The 18,752-nt window shown below is 40.3% G+C and carries 16 protein-coding genes and 1 other RNA gene; 14 read left to right on the top strand and 3 right to left on the bottom strand.

What is annotated here, in order from left to right; translation table 11 throughout:
- Positions 1 to 120 precede the first annotated feature (120 nt).
- Together lon and cmk are read left to right on the top strand one after the other, a co-directional pair.
- Entirely contained in the window at positions 121 to 2,571 is a 2,451-nt protein-coding gene (lon, locus tag D7Z94_RS22745; RefSeq protein WP_120713926.1) for an endopeptidase La, read from the top strand.
- Between the two features lie 66 nt (positions 2,572 to 2,637).
- The gene (gene cmk / locus D7Z94_RS22740) at positions 2,638 to 3,348 is read left to right on the top strand and encodes a (d)CMP kinase (RefSeq protein WP_120713925.1); all 711 of its coding nucleotides are present in this window, start codon (positions 2,638 to 2,640) and stop codon (positions 3,346 to 3,348) included.
- Between the two features lie 33 nt (positions 3,349 to 3,381).
- Here cmk and D7Z94_RS22735 read toward each other — a convergent pair whose 3' ends face one another.
- Complete coding sequence (locus D7Z94_RS22735) at positions 3,382 to 3,762, bottom strand: LysM peptidoglycan-binding domain-containing protein (protein WP_120713924.1); 381 nt, start codon at positions 3,760 to 3,762, stop codon at positions 3,382 to 3,384.
- Between the two features lie 262 nt (positions 3,763 to 4,024).
- Between D7Z94_RS22735 and rpsA the strand changes: the two genes are divergently transcribed.
- The 10 genes from rpsA to ppk1 all read left to right on the top strand — a co-directional run bounded on the left by rpsA (position 4,025) and on the right by ppk1 (position 15,476).
- Positions 4,025 to 5,860: a 30S ribosomal protein S1 gene (rpsA, locus tag D7Z94_RS22730; RefSeq protein WP_120713923.1), complete on the top strand. Its 1,836-nt coding sequence runs from the start codon at positions 4,025 to 4,027 to the stop codon at positions 5,858 to 5,860.
- 539 nt (positions 5,861 to 6,399) lie between these two features.
- The gene (locus D7Z94_RS22720; RefSeq protein WP_120713921.1) at positions 6,400 to 8,775 is read left to right on the top strand and encodes an ABC transporter permease; all 2,376 of its coding nucleotides are present in this window, start codon (positions 6,400 to 6,402) and stop codon (positions 8,773 to 8,775) included.
- Between the two features lie 101 nt (positions 8,776 to 8,876).
- Positions 8,877 to 9,203 carry a helix-turn-helix domain-containing protein gene (locus D7Z94_RS22715; RefSeq protein ID WP_120713920.1) on the top strand — a complete coding sequence of 109 codons (327 nt, stop codon included), beginning with the start codon at positions 8,877 to 8,879 and terminating at the stop codon, positions 9,201 to 9,203.
- Between the two features lie 200 nt (positions 9,204 to 9,403).
- Complete coding sequence (pyrR, locus tag D7Z94_RS22710; RefSeq protein WP_120713919.1) at positions 9,404 to 9,943, top strand: bifunctional pyr operon transcriptional regulator/uracil phosphoribosyltransferase PyrR; 540 nt, start codon at positions 9,404 to 9,406, stop codon at positions 9,941 to 9,943.
- A gap of 2 nt (positions 9,944 to 9,945) precedes the next feature.
- Entirely contained in the window at positions 9,946 to 10,875 is a 930-nt protein-coding gene (locus D7Z94_RS22705; RefSeq protein WP_120713918.1) for an aspartate carbamoyltransferase catalytic subunit, read from the top strand.
- A gap of 3 nt (positions 10,876 to 10,878) precedes the next feature.
- The gene (locus tag D7Z94_RS22700) at positions 10,879 to 11,211 is read left to right on the top strand and encodes a ribonuclease Z (RefSeq protein WP_120713917.1); all 333 of its coding nucleotides are present in this window, start codon (positions 10,879 to 10,881) and stop codon (positions 11,209 to 11,211) included.
- A gap of 10 nt (positions 11,212 to 11,221) precedes the next feature.
- The gene (locus tag D7Z94_RS22695) at positions 11,222 to 12,127 is read left to right on the top strand and encodes a ribonuclease Z (protein ID WP_120713916.1); all 906 of its coding nucleotides are present in this window, start codon (positions 11,222 to 11,224) and stop codon (positions 12,125 to 12,127) included.
- Positions 12,128 to 12,228: 101 nt separating this feature from the next.
- The gene (gene pdxH, locus D7Z94_RS22690; RefSeq protein WP_120714067.1) at positions 12,229 to 12,876 is read left to right on the top strand and encodes a pyridoxamine 5'-phosphate oxidase; all 648 of its coding nucleotides are present in this window, start codon (positions 12,229 to 12,231) and stop codon (positions 12,874 to 12,876) included.
- Between the two features lie 48 nt (positions 12,877 to 12,924).
- Positions 12,925 to 13,413, top strand: coding sequence for a SixA phosphatase family protein (locus D7Z94_RS22685; RefSeq protein WP_120713915.1), 489 nt, complete (start codon positions 12,925 to 12,927; stop codon positions 13,411 to 13,413).
- Positions 13,410 to 15,476 carry a polyphosphate kinase 1 gene (gene ppk1, locus D7Z94_RS22680; protein ID WP_120713914.1) on the top strand — a complete coding sequence of 689 codons (2,067 nt, stop codon included), beginning with the start codon at positions 13,410 to 13,412 and terminating at the stop codon, positions 15,474 to 15,476. The genes D7Z94_RS22685 and ppk1 overlap by 4 nt, the downstream gene beginning before the upstream one ends.
- A gap of 20 nt (positions 15,477 to 15,496) precedes the next feature.
- Here ppk1 and miaE read toward each other — a convergent pair whose 3' ends face one another.
- Positions 15,497 to 16,078: a tRNA-(ms[2]io[6]A)-hydroxylase gene (gene miaE, locus D7Z94_RS22675; protein ID WP_120713913.1), complete on the bottom strand. Its 582-nt coding sequence runs from the start codon at positions 16,076 to 16,078 to the stop codon at positions 15,497 to 15,499.
- A gap of 72 nt (positions 16,079 to 16,150) precedes the next feature.
- Here miaE and D7Z94_RS22670 point away from each other — a divergent pair, with 72 nt between their 5' ends.
- Positions 16,151 to 16,510, top strand: a complete 360-nt coding sequence (locus D7Z94_RS22670) for a transmembrane 220 family protein (protein ID WP_120713912.1) — start codon at positions 16,151 to 16,153, stop codon at positions 16,508 to 16,510.
- On the opposite strand, the gene D7Z94_RS22665 is transcribed toward D7Z94_RS22670, so the two are convergent.
- On the bottom strand, positions 16,499 to 18,313 hold the full coding sequence (locus D7Z94_RS22665) for a DNA polymerase III subunit gamma/tau (RefSeq protein WP_120714066.1): 1,815 nt from the start codon (positions 18,311 to 18,313) through the stop codon (positions 16,499 to 16,501). The genes D7Z94_RS22670 and D7Z94_RS22665 overlap by 12 nt on opposite strands.
- A 119-nt stretch (positions 18,314 to 18,432) precedes the next feature.
- Between D7Z94_RS22665 and rnpB the strand changes: the two genes are divergently transcribed.
- An RNA gene (rnpB, locus tag D7Z94_RS22660) (RNase P RNA component class A) lies at positions 18,433 to 18,748 on the top strand.
- Positions 18,749 to 18,752 lie beyond the last annotated feature (4 nt).

Below are 18,752 nucleotides of genomic sequence, written 5' to 3'. Positions count from 1 at the left end.
GTATGGCCAGAGCATCTTATCCCACATGATTATAATGAATATAGGATGTATCGGTGTTAATAAAGCTTTAGTTGAACATAATATTCTGTCCAATTGTGACAGAATGACCGAAATAAATATATGGGAGATTCCAAATTTTCAAATTTTGACAATATGTCCTTTCATGGAATTGATGAGGACTCGGAGTTGATTCCTCTATTGACTCCAGAGGACGAGGAAAAAATGAGCAATGAAGGACTACCGGAGACCTTGCCTATTTTACCCTTGCGAAATACGGTACTATTTCCTGGTGTGGTTATCCCCATCACCGCGGGCAGGGACAAGTCCATTAATTTAATAAAGGATGCGAATAACGGATCTAAGGTTATAGGGGTAGTTTCTCAAAAGGATGAGGAAACTGAAAATCCCGATATCAATGACATCAATACCTTGGGTACAGTGGCAAGGATACTTAGGGTCCTACAAATGCCGGATGGGAATACCACGGTTATCATACAGGGCAAAAAGCGTTTTGAAATAGCCGAGATACTTACTAAAAAGCCCTACATGATGGCGACGGTGCGGGAGACAAAGGAAGAACGACCGGACGAGGACGGACAGGAATTCCTGGCCATTATAGAGTCTATAAAGGATTTGGCCTTGCGAATAATCAAAGACAACCCCAATATTCCCAGCGAGGCATCTTTTGCTATAAAGAATATTCAGAGCAATTCTTTCCTAATCAATTTTGTGTCCTCGAATTTAAATTTGGATGTAAAGGAAAAACAGGAGCTTTTGGAAATTGGGAACCTACAGGAAAGGGCTTTGGCCACTTTAAAGTATATGAACCTGGAACTACAGCGGTTGGAACTCAAAAATGATATCCAATCCAAGGTTCGAAGTGATATGGACCAGCAACAACGCGAGTACTTCCTTCATCAACAAATGAAGACCATCCAAGAGGAGTTGGGTGGTGTATCCTATGATGAAGAAGTACAGGAGATGCGTGCTAAGGCCAAGACCAAAAAGTGGGGTAAAAAGGTAAAGGAGCACTTTGAAAAGGAGTTGGCGAAAATCCAGCGAATGAATCCCCAGGTTGCGGAATACTCCATTCAAAGAAATTATCTTGATCTTTTTTTGGACCTTCCTTGGAACGAATATTCGAAGGATAAGTTCGATTTAAAAAGAGCGCAACGAATTTTGGATAGGGATCATTACGGTCTAGAGGATGTAAAACGAAGGATAATGGAGTATTTGGCGGTATTAAAGCTTCGTAATGACATGAAATCACCCATCCTTTGCCTATATGGTCCTCCGGGAGTGGGTAAGACCTCTTTGGGAAAATCGGTCGCCGAAGCTTTGGGACGGGAGTATGTGAGAATGTCCTTGGGAGGACTGCGGGACGAGGCGGAAATCCGAGGGCATCGCAAGACCTACATAGGGGCCATGCCAGGACGCATTGTACAGAGCATTAAGAAGGCAGGAACCTCTAACCCCGTTTTCATATTGGACGAAATAGATAAACTCTCCAATAGCCATCAAGGTGATCCTTCCTCTGCCATGTTAGAGGTATTGGATCCTGAGCAAAATAGTGAGTTTCATGATAATTTCCTGGAGTTGGGGTATGATCTTTCCAAAGTGATGTTCATTGCCACGGCCAATAACTTATCTACCATTCAACCTGCGTTACGGGATAGAATGGAAATTATAAATGTCACGGGTTATACGATAGAGGAAAAGGTAGAGATAGCGAAAAGGCACTTACTTCCCAAACAACTTAAGGAACATGGGCTTTCCTCCAAAGATTTAAAAATAGGAAAGCGACAATTGGAAAAGATTGTGGAAGGGTATACCCGGGAATCCGGGGTACGTTCCTTGGAAAAGCAAATTGCCAAAATGGTCCGTTATGCCGCCAAGTCTATTGCTACTGAAGAGGAGTATGATATAAAAGTGAGCAATGCCGATGTAGAGAAGGTTTTGGGGCCTGCACGTTTGGAAAGGGATAAATATGAGAACAATGAAGTTGCAGGTGTGGTCACAGGGCTTGCTTGGACAAGCGTTGGCGGGGATATCCTTTTTATAGAATCCATATTGTCCAAAGGAAAAGGCACGTTGAACATAACGGGTAACTTGGGCAAGGTGATGAAAGAATCCGCTACTATTGCCATGGAGTATATAAAATCCAACGCGGAGCGGTTTGGGATAGACACCCAAATTTTTGATAAATATAACGTACATATCCATGTACCGGAAGGCGCTACGCCTAAGGATGGACCTAGTGCCGGGATTACCATGCTCACTTCCTTGGTATCCTTGTTTACTCAAAGAAAAGTAAAGAAGAGTTTGGCCATGACCGGCGAAATAACACTTCGCGGCAAGGTATTGCCTGTTGGGGGTATCAAGGAAAAAATATTAGCCGCAAAGCGGGCAAGAATCAAGGAAATTGTTCTCTGTGAGGACAATAGAAAGGATATTCTGGACATAAAGCAGGAGTATTTAAAGGGGCTTGTTTTCCATTATGTAACGGACATGCATGAAGTTATAGACACTGCCCTGACCGACAGAAAAGTAAAGAACGCCAAAAAGCTTTAATGCCCCTCAGGAAATATTCGCTTTAAAATCATCTTTGAACTCTGTAATTCTACCTATTTTTAACCCATGGGAAAAATTACCATTGCCATAGATGGTTATTCGTCTACAGGGAAGAGTACTATTGCAAAACAATTGGCAAAAGCCTTGGACTATGTTTATATAGATACGGGTGCCATGTATAGGGCCGTAACACTATATGCACTTCAAAATAAGTTCATTGCAGAACATAGCAATGATACCGATGCTATTGTGGAATCACTTTCCAAAATAAATTTGGAATTTGCGTACAATGACAGATTGGGATATTCCGAGATGTACCTGAATGGAGTTAATGTTGAAAAAGAAATACGTACTCTGGAAGTTTCTAAATACGTAAGTAGAATAGCAGAAATTAAGGAGGTCCGTGAAATGTTAGTCGGAATGCAGCGAGAGATGGGCGAGGCAAAAGGGGTCGTCATGGATGGTAGGGACATTGGGACCGTAGTTTTCCCCAATGCCGAACTTAAGGTTTTTATGACCGCATCACCTGAAAAAAGGGCATATAGGCGATATAAGGAACTTTTGGAAAAAGGTGAAGAGGTCACCTATGAGGAGATATTGAAAAATGTAGCGTTGAGGGATCGGATAGATTCCAGCAGGGAATTTTCCCCGTTGCGAAAGGCTGATGGTGCCATAACTTTCGATAACAGTGATATGGGGCTACAAGAGCAATTTGAACGTTTACACAATTATGCAAAGCGTGTTATTGAAAGCAAAAATAAAAAGGGCACTCCATGAGCGCCCCTTTTTTTAAATAATATTTTGAACACCTTAGGCATTTGGAATAACCAAAACCTGATCGGGATGTATTACATCCGGGTTGCTTAAGATATTTGTATTGGCCGAGAAGATTTGTTTATACTTCATGGCATCTCCATAGTAGTGTTTGGCTATCTTACTAAGCGATTCCCCACTTTTGACTACATGCCTGTGATAAACCGAAGTATCGGCAACAGTAATATTAGCTTTTATATCGGAAGGGTTTTCACCACCAACTTCCTTTATCTTATCCCATAACAAGTCCTTTTCATAAGGTGTGTTGGCCTCACCTTTTATCTTGATGATATCACCTTCCTCGGTGACATTTCCGTCCTTGATTCCTAACTGTTCACCCAAACTTAAAACGGGCTGATACTTGGCTTTAACGCTCATAGTTATTCTCTTTTAATGGTTAATATTAATGCCTGAAAGATAACGATTCTTCATATATTATTATGAAAAAGCTTTGAAATACTATTTTTACACGCAGCTTCGCTATTTGTGATTTGCAAAACCATTTTTAAATTGTACTTTTGCAGTCCTTTTTTGCAAAGAGTCAAGGGGAAAAGGATACAATAAAAATAGACTTTTAACAACTTTCGGGGATATTGTTTAGCTCTTGTAACACTTCGGAATACAAATTTTAAATCAGCATATGGCTGAAGAAAAAGAAACGGCCCAGGTAGAAGAAACTACTGAAGCAGCACAGGAAACGCAAACAGCAACTCCGGTTCAAGATCCCAAGGAATTCTTGGAAAATTTTGACTGGGAAAAATACGAACAAGGGATAGAGCGCGTAGAGGACTCCAAACTTCAAGAGTTTGAGGATTTGGTAGCCGAAAACTTTGTGGACACGGCAGATGAGGAAGTGGTTGAGGGAAAAGTAGTCCACTTAACGGAGCGCGAGGCCATCATAGATATCAACGCAAAATCCGAAGGAGTTATCTCCTTAAACGAGTTTCGTTATAATCCGGACTTAAAGATTGGCGATAAGGTAGAGGTCCTGATCGATATCCGCGAGGACAAAAGTGGTCAATTGGTCCTTTCTCACAGAAAGGCTAGAACCATTAAGGCCTGGGAACGCGTAAATAATGCACATGACAAGGAAGAAATTGTAAGTGGGTTTGTAAAATGTAGGACCAAAGGCGGTATGATCGTAGATGTATTTGGTATTGAGGCCTTCCTGCCCGGTTCACAAATTGATGTAAAACCGATTCGTGACTATGACCAGTACGTGGGGAAAACCATGGAATTCAAAGTAGTTAAGATAAACCATGAATTCAAGAACGTGGTAGTTTCCCATAAGGCACTTATTGAAGCCGATATCGAAGAACAAAAGAAGGAGATTATCAGCCAGTTGGAGAAAGGACAAGTATTGGAAGGTGTTGTCAAGAACATTACCTCATACGGTGTCTTTATTGACTTAGGTGGTGTGGACGGATTGATTCATATCACCGATCTTTCCTGGAGCAGGATCAATCACCCTAACGAAGTGGTGGAGCTTGATCAAAAGCTTAATGTCGTTATCTTGGATTTTGATGAAAACAAATCAAGGATTCAACTGGGGTTAAAACAATTGGAGAAACATCCTTGGGATGCCTTGAGTGATGAGATCAAGATTGGGGACAAAGTAAAAGGGAAAGTAGTTGTTATTGCGGATTATGGGGCCTTTATAGAAGTTGTAGAAGGCGTTGAAGGGCTTATCCATGTTTCTGAAATGTCCTGGTCCACACATTTACGTTCCGCTCAGGATTTTGTAAATGTTGGTGACGAGGTAGAAGCAGTAGTATTGACCTTGGATAGGGAAGATCGTAAGATGTCTTTAGGCATAAAACAACTTACCCCAGATCCATGGACCGATATTACCACCAAATACCCTGTTGGTTCCAGACATAAGGGGATTATCAGGAACTTTACCAATTTTGGTGTATTTGTAGAATTGGAAGAGGGAATAGACGGATTGATTTATATTTCAGATCTTTCCTGGACCAAGAAAATCAAACATCCATCAGAATTTGTAACTGTTGGCGATACTATTGAAGTAGAGGTACTGGAATTGGATGTAGAGGGTCGTAAGCTTAGCCTGGGCCACAAACAGACTACGGAAAATCCTTGGGACAAATACGAAAAAGAATTTGCCGAAGGAACGGTACACAAGGCCTCCATTACTGAAATAGTGGATAAAGGAGGTACTATTGACTTCAATGAGGATATCACTGCCTTTATTCCACAACGGCACATGGAGAAAGAGGATGGGAAGAAGTTGGGCAAAGGTGAAGAGGCCGAATTTAAGATTATTGAGTTTAACAAAGACTTTAAGCGCGTAGTGGCGAGCCATACCGCTATTTTCAAGGAAGAGGAACGACGAAACGTAAAAGCAGCGGCCAAAAGGGCGGCAGTAAGTGCGGAAGAGTCCAAACCTACCCTTGGTGATGCCAACGAGCAATTACAAGCTTTAAAGGACAAAATGGAAGCCAATAAAAAGAAATAGGTTTTCAAATAATTTTCATTTCCGAAAAGACGGAAACAAAGAGCCCTGGCAAAACGCCGGGGCTTTTTTGTATCGGGGTGGATACCTTTCTGGATTGCCTTTAGCTTTTATTCTTGTCCTGAAAACATTAAAACAGAAAACTCTAAACTTTGGAATTTCTAAAAAAGATTCTTTTACCAATACCGAATAATAATCAGGAACAATCATGAAATAAACATTTCTATTGAAATACAGTATATCTTACTTTTTGGTGTGGTATACTGAAGATTTCAAATCTTTGATAATGAAGAAGATATTCATTGTTTATATGGTCAAAAAATCACCTTATTGGGAAACTGTAAAGTTTTTTGACGGTACTTGTCCAGTAATTTTACAAAGGGAAAAGTCAAAGCATAAGAAAAAACATGTAATTATTTGATTTTAAGTTGTTTATAAATTTGGCATGGATTTCGGTAGGTTTTTTAACCATCATCTTTTGGTAAGTATTTAAAAGCATACGTAGCGAGCCTCTACCGTATGGCATTCAGAGCGGATAAAACATGTTGAAGAATTATTTTAAAATTGCTTGGAGGAACATCCATGGGAACAAAGTCTTTTCTTTACTGAACATAACAGGCATGGCCACAGGCCTTCTTTGTAGCCTACTTATCTTCCTTTGGGTATCGGACGAATTGGCGATTGACCGGTATCATGAAAACTCGGAAAAGCTGTATGCCGTTTATGAAAGAGTTTTTTTTGATGGCAAAGTGGATGGGTATTATTACACCCCTGCCCATTTGTATCGTGAGCTAAAGCTAAAGTTGCCAGAAGTTGAAAAGGCAAGCCCGACCATTTTTCCGATAGTGAAAAACTTTACCAATGGTTCCAAGATATTCAAACAAACGGGAAACTACATAAGCCCAGACTATTTTGATATGTTTTCCTATAAGTTTATTGAAGGAAGTCCTAAAACGGCCATGACGGGCCCAAATGATATTGTCATTTCCAGGAAGATGGCGGAATTGTTTTTTGGCAGTGCTGAAAATGCCATGGGTAAGGCGATTACTTACGAAAACTTTGATAAATTCCAAGTGTCGGCCGTGTTCGAGGAAGCGGGTCCAAGTACCATGGAAAGAAACGATTTCTATCTGCACTGGGACATATTTTGTAAAGAAAATACCTGGACCAAGGATTGGACCAACAACGGCCCAAATACTTTTATTCAGCTTGCCGACCATACGGATGTCGGTACCGTGGAACCGAAAATCAAGAATTTCTTAAAGGACTACAATCAAAATATCGGGGAAAACTTCAATATTGAGCTGTATATGCAACCCTATGGAGATAAATATCTACATTCCAATTTTGAAAATGGCCGGATTACAGGGGGAAAGATTGAAAATGTTCGGATTTTTGGACTAATCGCTTTCTTCATTCTTTTAATAGCGTGCATCAATTTTATGAACCTTGCCTCGGCAGGTTCGTTGAAACGTGCAAAGGAAATAGGAATACGGAAAGTGTTGGGTGCGAAAAAAGGAGGGTTGGTATATCAGTTTTTAGGGGAGTCGATCTTACTCTCCCTGATAAGCACGATTTTAGCACTTCTTCTATTGGCTCTAGTACTTCCCGTATTCAACCAACTGGCGGAAAAAGAGCTGAGCCTAACTAATCTAAGCATATTTGCCTGGGCCGGTATACTGGGAATAGCCCTTCTTACAGGACTCATATCAGGAAGCTATCCAGCGTTTATGCTCTCATCTTTTAATGTAATTGGCATATTCAGAAAAAAAACCATGACAGACCACAAGTCCCAGTGGATACGCAAAGGCTTGGTCGTTTTTCAATTTTCCCTTTCCATCATCTTAATCTGTGGAATGATCATTACTTCTAAGCAGATCGATTACATTCAAAACAAAAACCTAGGTTTTGATAGACAAAATCTTTTGGCATTTCCATTGGAAGGTGACCTGATAGGCAGTTTTCAGACTTTTAAAGACCGCGCCCTGAAATTTTCCGGGGTAGAGTCCTTAACAGCGACTTACGAATCACCATTAGTAATTGGCGGTAATACCTTTGAGGTGATATGGCAAGGAAAAGAGGAAAATAACATGACATTATTTACCACCTTTCCAGCTTCTGGGGACTTTCTAAAGACTTGGGGTTGCGAGATTATCGAAGGTCGTGATTTTAAGGACAGGGATTCAGATACTATTGAATTCATCCTCAATGAGACCGCAGTTAAGGTCATGGGACTGAAAGACCCAATAGGCAAACCCTTAAGCCAATGGGGGATGGATGGTCCTATTGTGGGTGTGGTAAAGGACTTCCATTTTAAATCCATGAGGCAATCCATTGGCCCCTTAGTACTGCGAAATACTGGCAATGCTGGAACCGCTTGGCTTGGGACAGTCTTGGTCAAGATAGACCCCCATAATGTAAGACAGACCATTGCCTCGTTGGAGTCCCTTCATAGGGAACTTAACCCCGCCTTCCCTTTCCAATACAATTTCACGGACCAGCAATATAATGAGTTGTACAAAAGTGAGAACATGTTCTTTATCCTTTCTCGATATTTCTCCATCCTTGCCATCTTTATTTCTTGTTTAGGCCTATTTGGCCTAGTAATGTTCACCGCACAGCAAAAGGTAAAAGAAATTGGCATTCGCAAGGTTTTGGGAGCTTCGGTCATGGGTATTACAACATTATTGGCAAAGGACTTTCTAAAATTGGTGCTGCTGGCCATTGCCATAGGGAGCCCTATAGTTTGGTATTTAATGGATAAATGGCTGACCAATTATGAATATCGGATAGATATGCCCTTTTGGGCATTCGGAGCTGCTGGAATATTGGCTATAGGTATTGCCCTACTCACCTTAAGCTTTGAGTCCATAAAGGCCGCAAATGCGAACCCGGTTAAAAGCTTACGGGCGGAATAGTATGTATAACCGCCTTAGCTATAAAAAGCACAAGAATATTGAACCAATCCAGACCGTACGGCGTTGTTGTATAATTCATAAACTTCCCTCAAATACTAAAAATGATCAAGGAAAGATTAAAAAAGCTGAGACAGAAAAATAAATTGACCCAAATAGCCCTTGGAAAAATCTCAGGAGTATCCAACGTTCAGATTGGCAGGTACGAAAATGGATTGTCTACCCCTAGACCAGAAACTTTGGCCAAACTGGCAAAAGTTCTCGAGGTAGACCCAGCGTATTTTAAGGACAAATACAAATTTCAGGACAACACCCATCTTGATGAACATATGGAAAGACTGAAAAGGGCAATCAAAACGGAGGAAGATCTAAAAATAGTATTGGCTCTAGTTGATGTCTTTTATCATAAAAACGAGGCTAAATCTAGATAATGCCAATGAAAAAGGATTTGATGAACCTAGGAAAACCGGTCTATGTATGACCCATCTTTCCGGAATAGTTTAGGTCAAGAAAAATTTTCTATTTCAATTTAAAAAACACCGTTACGAATACTGTATGTATTTGTTCAATCTATCCATACTTTAAAGAGAAATCCCTATTTTTGTCCTTTCAAGAGTAGACGGTCTAATACATGAGCCAAAAAGTACTACTTTCCTCAAAAGAAATCAACATCATTCTTCATCGTTTGGCTTGCCAACTTCTTGAAAATCATTTGGATTTTAAGGATACTGTTTTAATTGGCCTACAACCTAGGGGCATTTTCGTAGCGCAAAGACTAAAAAAAATACTCCAATCGGAATATGGCGTAAAGGAGATAAATCTTGGTTTGTTGGACATCACTTTCTATAGGGATGATTTTAGAAGGGGGGAAAAGCCATTGGAGGCCAACACCACCAAAATAGATTTCTTGGTCGAGGATAAGAAAGTGGTTTTCATAGATGATGTACTATATACCGGGAGAAGTATAAGGGCGGCGCTTACGGCAATTCAATCCTTTGGTAGGCCCCAGGAGATTGAGCTGCTTACGCTTATTGATCGTCGTTTTAGTCGGCATTTGCCCATACAACCCAATTATAGAGGTAGGCAAGTAGATGCCATAAACGATGAGAAGGTAAAAGTAATGTGGGAGGAAAATGACGGAGAGGACGTAATTTATTTGATAAACAAATAAGAATGAGCGAATTAAGTGTTAAACACTTATTAGGAATAAAATATCTGGGAGAGAAGGATATTCAACTCATTTTTGAGACTGCTGATCATTTTAAAGAGGTCATTAACCGATCGATCAAAAAAGTACCCTCCCTTAGGGATATAACCATAGCTAATATTTTCTTTGAAAACAGTACACGAACAAAGTTGTCCTTTGAACTTGCTGAAAAACGCCTTTCGGCTGATGTCATTAATTTTTCCGCTGGACAATCATCGGTGAAAAAAGGCGAAACCTTGATCGATACGGTAAACAATATCCTCTCCATGAAGGTAGATATGGTAGTGATGCGCCATCCCAATCCGGGAGCAGGGATTTTTTTGGCCAAATATGTCAATGCTTCCATTATCAATGCGGGGGATGGAGCCCACGAACACCCTACCCAAGCTCTTCTGGATTCATACTCCATTCGGGAAAAATTGGGTGATGTGGCGGGTAAAAAAGTGGTCATTGTGGGGGATATTTTGCACTCCAGGGTAGCCTTGTCCAATATATTCGCTTTAAAGCTCCAAGGGGCCGAAGTAAAAGTATGTGGACCACGCACCTTATTGCCCAAACATATAGAATCTTTAGGTGTAGGAGTGGAGACCGATTTGCAAAAAGCCCTAAATTGGTGCGATGTGGCCAATATGCTGCGCATCCAGAATGAACGATTGGATATTAGCTACTTTCCTACCACTAGGGAATACACACAGCAATATGGGGTGAACAGAAAGTTGTTGGATGGTCTGGACAAAGAAATTGTAATTATGCATCCGGGTCCGATTAACAGAGGAGTAGAGATAACCAGTGATGTGGCTGATTCCAAACAATCCATCATTTTGAATCAAGTGGAAAACGGTGTGGCCATACGCATGGCCGTTATTTATTTGCTGGCCTCCAAAATAAAGCAATAAACCATGATTTTTGATAGGGAAGGGAATACAATCGTGGTACATCAGGAAAATATCTCGCTGAAACAATTTTTAGAAAACTTGAACAGCTCCTATCAAGAAATCAAAAATAATAATGTTATCATCAATCTTTTTTCATTTTCCGATTTAAGTTCTGGGGACATTCTGGAATTTTTGGATTTTTCCAATAGGCATAGAGCGTCCAAAAAATCATTTGTATTAGTAACTGATAAAGTTTCGTTTGATCAAGTGCCAGATGAGATTTGTGTAGTGCCAACCCTTAGGGAAGCATATGATATTATTGAAATGGAAGAAATTGAAAGAGATTTGGATTTCTAATTAATTGGCAATGAAACTTTCAATTTTAGGTTGTTACGCTGCCACTCCAAGAACACTTACCAACCCCACCTCACAAGTATTGGAAATCAGAAACCATATGTTCTTGATAGATTGTGGTGAGGGGACCCAAGTGCAATTGAGGAAGAATAGGATAAAATTCTCAAGGATTAACCACATATTTATTTCCCACTTACATGGGGACCATTTTTTCGGACTTCCTGGATTAATTTCTACTTTTCGTCTTTTGGGGCGAGACAAGGAAATGCACGTGTACGGACCAAAGGGAATAAAAGAGGCAATCACCCTTTTGTTGAAGCTGGGGGATTCATGGACCAATTATCCCTTAATTTTCCATGAGCTTACCTCCAAAGAACCCACAATACTTTTTGAGGACGATAAGGTTACTGTAGAAACCATTCCTTTGAATCATCGGGTCTATACCAATGGTTTTTTATTCAGGGAGAAGCCATTGGAACGAAAATTGAATATAGAAGCCGTAAGGGACCTTAAGATTGATAAGGCTCATTTCCGTAACATTAAAGGGGGTGAGGATGTACTATTGGACGATGGTCGAATAATTCCCAATGGGAAACTTACGTTAGATCCACCAAAACCCATGAGCTATGCGTATTGTAGCGACACCCAGTTTAAACCGGACATAACGGAACAGATAATGGGTGTGGATATTCTATATCACGAAGCCACTTTTTTGGAAACGGAAAAACATTTGTCCGCTAAAACAAAGCATGCTACGGCCAAGGAAGCGGCAACTATGGCGAAGATGGCCAAAGTTGGTAAACTTATTCTGGGGCATTATTCTACCCGATATAAATCCATTGATCTTTTTAAGGAAGAAGCCGAAGAGATTTTTGAAAATGTGGAACTTGCGGGAGACGGGAGAATTTTTCAATTTTGATTTCTATTTTCACCAAGCTTTGGTTTGAAATGTCCAATTCATCTTTCCAGAGTCCCGTCTTTTTAAGAACTTTGCCTATCTTGTTTTTTGATAATAGCACAATGCAAAACGATTTAGGGAATTATAGGAAATCATACGAAAAGAGGGCCTTAACGGAGGATAATATCTCAGACAATCCCATGGAACTCTTTCAAAAATGGTTTTATGAGGTTGAAGCCTCCGAGGGAACGGAAGAGCCTAATGCGATGACTGTTTCTACCTTGGGCTTGGATGGATTTCCAAAAAACAGGGTAGTTCTCCTTAAAAAGTATACCTATGAAGGGTTTATTTTTTACACAAACTATGAAAGTGAAAAGGGGAAGTCGATAGCCGAGAACTCCAATGTATGTCTTTCTTTTTTTTGGCCGACTATGGAGCGACAGGTCATTATAAAAGGAAATGCCGAGAAAATTGCCGAAAACCTTTCCGATGGGTATTTTGAATCCAGGCCAGAGGGCAGTAAATTGGGTGCCATAGTGTCCAACCAAAGCAGCGTTATTCCTTCCAGGGAATTTCTGGAAATAAAGTTAAAGGAGCTTGAAAAAGAATACTCTGGGAAAGATATTGAACGGCCCGATTATTGGGGAGGTTATATAGTAAAGCCCCTGTCCATTGAATTTTGGCAAGGCAGGCCTAACCGTTTGCATGACCGCATCCGTTATAGCCTTCAAGAAGATTTTGACTGGAACATAGAAAGGTTGGCGCCCTAAGGTTTCAGGTTATTGGAAACCTTAAAATTCAAGCTAAGTTTAGATTAAATGAAGACACTTATATTGGTAAGGCATGGTAAATCTTCTTGGGAGTATTCCGTAGATGATAAAGATCGCCCACTTAACGAAAGGGGAATTAATGATGGCCATTTGGTGAGTTCCATTTTTCATTCACGGGACATTGGAATCGATGCAGTTTTTTCTAGCCCTGCCAATAGGGCACTTCATACCTGCATGATTTTTCTAAGACAGTTGCACTTTCCCTTTGGCCAATTAGAACTCTCCGAAATGTTGTATGATTTTTCTGGAGATAGTGTGCTCGAGTTTGTTCAAAGCTTGGACGAGAATTTGAAAACTGTAATGATTTTTGGACACAACCATGCCTTTACACATATTGCCAATTCCTTGGGAAATACCTATATTGACAATGTCCCTACCAGTGGACTGGTCCATTTGGAATTTGATATCGACCGATGGACTTCCGTGGAAAAAGGGACTACAATACAGACCATTTTTCCAAAACATCTTAGAGAATGAACAAAACGGGAAATCAATATGTTAACAGGGAAATTAGTTGGTTGTGGTTTAATGAAAGGGTATTGCAGGAAAGTGCCGATAAGAACGTACCGCTCATAGAAAGACTTCGATTCCTAGGGATATTTTCCAACAATCTTGATGAGTTTTTTAAAGTACGTTATGCTACGGTTAAACGCATAGTGGAAGCCGGAAAGACAGGTAAAAGTGTTCTCGGAGGAGAGAAAGCGAAAGATTTGCTGGAGGAAATCACCAAAATTGTAATCAAACAGCAGGCGGACAGTATTACCATTTTAAGGAACATTGAGAAGGAACTTGAGACACAGAATATATTTCTTTTACGGGAAACGGAGCTCAATGAAAATCAAAAGGAGTTTGTAAAGAATTACTTTATTCAAAACGTGAGTCCCCAGCTCATGACCATTATTCTCAATGACCTTACCGAGTTTCCCATGTTAAAGGATACCGCGGCATATTTGGCCATAAAAATGGTGATACGGGGAGAGGAAGAAGAAAAGGAAAAAAGGTATGCGCTTATAGAAATCCCAAAAGGGATAGATCGTTTTGTGGTACTTCCCAAGGAAGGAGAAAAAAACTTCATTATTATCTTGGATGATTTGATCAGGTACTGTTTGGACAGCATTTTTACCATGTTCGAATATGAGTCCATCTCCGCACATATGATAAAAATTACCAGAGACGCCGAATTGGATATTGACAATGATCTGAGCAAAAGCTTCATCGAAAAGATATCTTCCAGTGTGGAATCTCGCAAAATAAGTGACCCCGTTAGGTTTGTATATGACAAAAGCATAGGGAGGGATACGCTTCTATTCCTCAAAGAAAAGATGAATATAGAAGATACGGACAGCGTTATCCCAGGAGGTAGATATCACAATCGAAGAGACTACATGGGCTTTCCTAGTTTAGGAAGGGAGGATTTGCTCTATGATAAGATTACTCCTTTGCCCGTCAAGGGTTTAAGTATGGAGGGCAGTCTTTTTGAGCAAATTTCAGAAAAAGACTATTTGCAATATACACCGTATCATAAATTTTCCTACGTAATTAAGTTCCTTAGGGAGGCTGCTTTGGACCCGAAGGTCCGTAGTATAAAAATAACCGTCTATCGTCTGGCCAATAACTCTCAGGTAGCCGCATCACTTATTAATGCCGTCAAAAATGGGAAACAAGTCACTGTTCAAATAGAACTACAGGCAAGGTTTGACGAACAGGCGAACATAGAATACGCGGAGCAATTACAAGCAGAAGGTGTTAAATTGATTTTTGGGGTTCCCGGCCTTAAGGTACATAGCAAAATATGTGTTATTGAACGGGAGGAGAACGAAGAAATTAAACGTTATGGGTTTATAAGTACAGGCAACTTTAATGAATCCACGGCCAGAATTTATACGGACTATACCCTTTTTACCGCACACGAAGCAATTTTAAAGGAATTGAACAAGGTTTTTGCCTTTTTTGAAACCACTTATAAGATAAACAAATACAAGCACTTGGTGGTATCCCCGCACTATACCAAAAGTACGTTTCAAAAATTGATTGATAATGAAATCGCCAATGCCATTGTAGGTAAGGAAGCTTATATAAAAATAAAAATGAACAGCTTTACTTCCTATAAAATGGTGGATAAATTGTACGAGGCGAGTAGGGCGGGCGTAAAAATTCAATTGATAATACGTGGTATATGTTGTCTGGTACCCGGAGTTAAAGGGATGAGCGATAATATTGAGGCCATAAGCATAGTGGATAAATTTCTGGAACATCCCAGGATTTTTATTTTTGCCAATGAAGATAACCCCAAAGTATACATTTCATCTGCTGATTGGATGACCCGAAACCTGGATTATCGGGTGGAAGTAGGTTGCCCTATTTATGATAAGGATGTGAAACAGGAATTAATAGATACTTTTGAAATCTCTTGGAAGGACAATTTAAAAGCCAGAATCTTTTCAGAAGAACAGGATAATGCCTATAGAAAGAGTGATGGCCCAAAGGTAAGATCGCAGTTCGCCACTTATGATTATTATTTGAACAAACTCAATTCCTGATACCTTTTTTGTTTTTCGATTTATCCATGAACAGTCTCTTTTTTTCCGAGGTTTTTCATGATATCTGCCTCGTAGACTAGTAATTCCTTCCATTTTTGATCAACTTCATCGCGTTTCCCGTACATTCTGGCAAATTTGAGGAACATGGTATAATGCGAAGCTTCACTTACCATTAATTTATGGTAGAATTCCGCTAGTTCCTTATCCTTAAGCTCTTCGGACAATAAACGAAACCTTTCGCAGCTTCTCGCCTCTATCAATGCGGCATATAGCAATCTATGGATCAACTGTGTGATTCGGCTACCGCCTTTTGGGAAGAATTTCATCAATTCGATTACATATTCGTCCTTTCTGTATTTGCCCAAGGTTTCTCCTCTTACGATAATTCTATCGTGGACCATTTTAAAATGACCCATTTCCTCTCGGGAAAGCGCAATCATTTCCTCTACCAATTCTGGATATTCGGGAAAAGTAACGATTAAGGAAATAGCCGTACTGGCCGCTTTTTGTTCACAGTAGGCATGATCGGTTAGAATTTCTCCGATGTTTTTTTCAACGATATTTACCCATCTTGGGTCCGTCGGCAGTTTTAATCCCAGCATTGTAATTGTATTTTTTCAAAATTAATAGGAATTGCGATAGAATTCAAAAGCTGGCTTATTATATTTGTTTTTATGAAATTGTTTTTTGCAATATTGGGCTGGGTTTTTGGAGCTTTGTTCCTGGTATCCGCCGTAGTGCAATATAATGACCCTGATCCTTGGATCTGGATTTTGATTTATAGTGTAGCTGCATTGGTTTCTTTTGGTTTCGCTTTAAGAAGGTTACATTACATAGTATCCTTATCTTTTGGGGTTATTGCACTATTAGGTTTTATTTATGTTTTTCCCGAAAAGTTCGAGGGTTTCGAAATAGGCGCTGGGGATATTAAGAATATTGAAGAGGGGAGGGAAGCCTTTGGGCTTCTTATCATTTCCGTTATAATGTTCATATACGCCCTTCGAACCCGATTTTTGCGAACTTCAAAAATCTAGATCAAATTCCTTGCGTAGTAGATCTATAGCGGGGTTTTTCTCCCGAAGTTTTTGATATTTTTCCTCTGGTGTAAAGGCAAATTTCTTGGCGGTTTGCTCATTAACGGTAATCCTTAGATTAATGGAATAATTGTTCAATTGCTGCCTTAAGTGCATCATTAGATCATACTGTTCCCTTTCCACCTCTTTTTTCATGGTATCATTGGGCAATTCTATCCAGATGGTGCTTTCATCAAAGAGTTTGGGTGTATCCGTGGTGAGGCTGGATGCCAGTATCTTCCTTCCTTCCCCATCTATCTTTTGTACAAAATCCGCCCAGTGTCCCTGCATATCCTTTTCGGTAAAGGCGTCTCTTGGGAGTTGGCTTTCCTCAATGGATTCCTCTTTCTTACTCAGATGATGCTCTTTTTTTGCTTTAAGGCTGGAGAGGGACAGTCCTGATATTCTTTTACCCTTTGCCTTAAGGTTTATCTTCTCCAATGTTGGCGGCCTGCTTGTAATCGGAATCGTAGAAGTAATTGTATTCGGAACTTTTGAAGTCTCAATTTCAGGACTTACGAGAACCTCCTCTTCTGCTTCCACTGTAAAAGTGGATGGTTCAACGTCTATTGGGGAGTCCTTTGAATGGGCTTCCTTTAACGTGTTGACAGTTTCAAGAACTGGAGCCGGTATATGATTAAAAAAAGATGCAGGGGCGATAGATGCGTTGGCGAATTGGTTTACATCAGTGGAATAAGGATTTTTTTTTTCAAAATCGATAGATGCCATTTTCATCAAAGCCAGTTCCACAAGTAATCTTTGGTTTTTGCTGGCTTTGTAATTTAAATCGCAATCATTGGCAATATCCAAGGCTTTCAACAAAAAGGGATTGGAAGTTTTCCCGGACTGCTCTTGATAATTTTTTTTTGCCACTTCACCCACTTCCAATAAATCGACGGTATCTTGATGTTTACACACCATTAAATCCCTAAAATGGGATGCCAGACCAACAATGAAATGATGTCCGTCAAAACCAAGGGCCAGTGTACTGTTCAATAACAATAGCAATTGGGGGATTTTATGTTGTAATATTAACTCTGTGGCCTCGAAATAGGTATCATAATCCAGTACATTTAAATTTTCCGTAACTGCCTTCCGGGTAAGTTGTTTTCCTGAAAAACTGACCACCCTATCGAATATGGAAAGCGCATCACGCATCGCACCATCGGCTTTTTGTGCAATAATATGCAAAGCATCGTCCTCGGCTTGTACACCCTGTCTTTCGGCGATATTTTTTAGATACGCCGCGGCATCCTTGACCGTAATTCGTTTAAAATCGAATATCTGGCAACGGGATAAAATGGTGGGGATTATCTTGTGCTTTTCAGTGGTGGCCAAAATAAAAATGGCATGTTTTGGTGGCTCCTCCAAGGTTTTTAAAAAGGCGTTGAATGCGGACTGGGAAAGCATATGCACCTCGTCTATGATATACACCTTGTATTTTCCGACCTGGGGTGGTATTCGTACTTGATCGATAAGGTTTCTGATATCATCTACCGAGTTGTTGGATGCTGCATCCAACTCAAAAATATTAAAGGCAAAATCCTCTTCCTCACGTTCCGTACCATCTTGATTGATCTGCTTGGCCAAAATACGGGCGCAGGTAGTTTTGCCAACTCCCCTTGGGCCACAAAAAAGCAAGGCTTGTGCCAAATGATTACTTTCAATGGCATTCAATAAGGTCTTGGTAATGGCTTCCTGTCCAACGACATCTGCAAATGTCTGTGGCCTATATTTTCTAGCTGATACGATAAATGGTTCCAATAGATGTCTTTTTGAATTGCAGCTAACTTGTTCTACAAATATAAAGATAGCTGTTTTTGATATGCCGTGATAATGGGCCATATCGTTAATTTTTATCAACAATTGGACTACCTTTGCACGGAGCAGGTCACCTTATCGCCCCCGATAGCTATCGGGGGAGGAAAGTCCGGACACCATAATGCGGCATAGCGGGTAACGCCCGTCTTCCCATACCATATGGGAAAGGACCAGTGCAACAGAAAGTATGTACAGATAATGCTGTAGTGAAATCAGGTAAACTCTATGCGGTGAAACGCCACATATACCGGCGTTATGAGGGTTGCATGCCCAAGCCGAAGGGTAGGCGGATGGAGCTTTTGGGTGACCAAAAGCCTAGATAAATGATAAGGGTCCGTATTAACGGAAACAGAATTCGGCTTATGGCCTGCTTTTTTATAGT

The sequence above is a fragment of the Ulvibacterium marinum genome (assembly GCF_003626755.1).
Classification (GTDB): Bacteria; Bacteroidota; Bacteroidia; order Flavobacteriales; family Flavobacteriaceae; genus Ulvibacterium; species Ulvibacterium marinum.
This window is presented reverse-complemented; position numbering and strand designations above follow the sequence as displayed.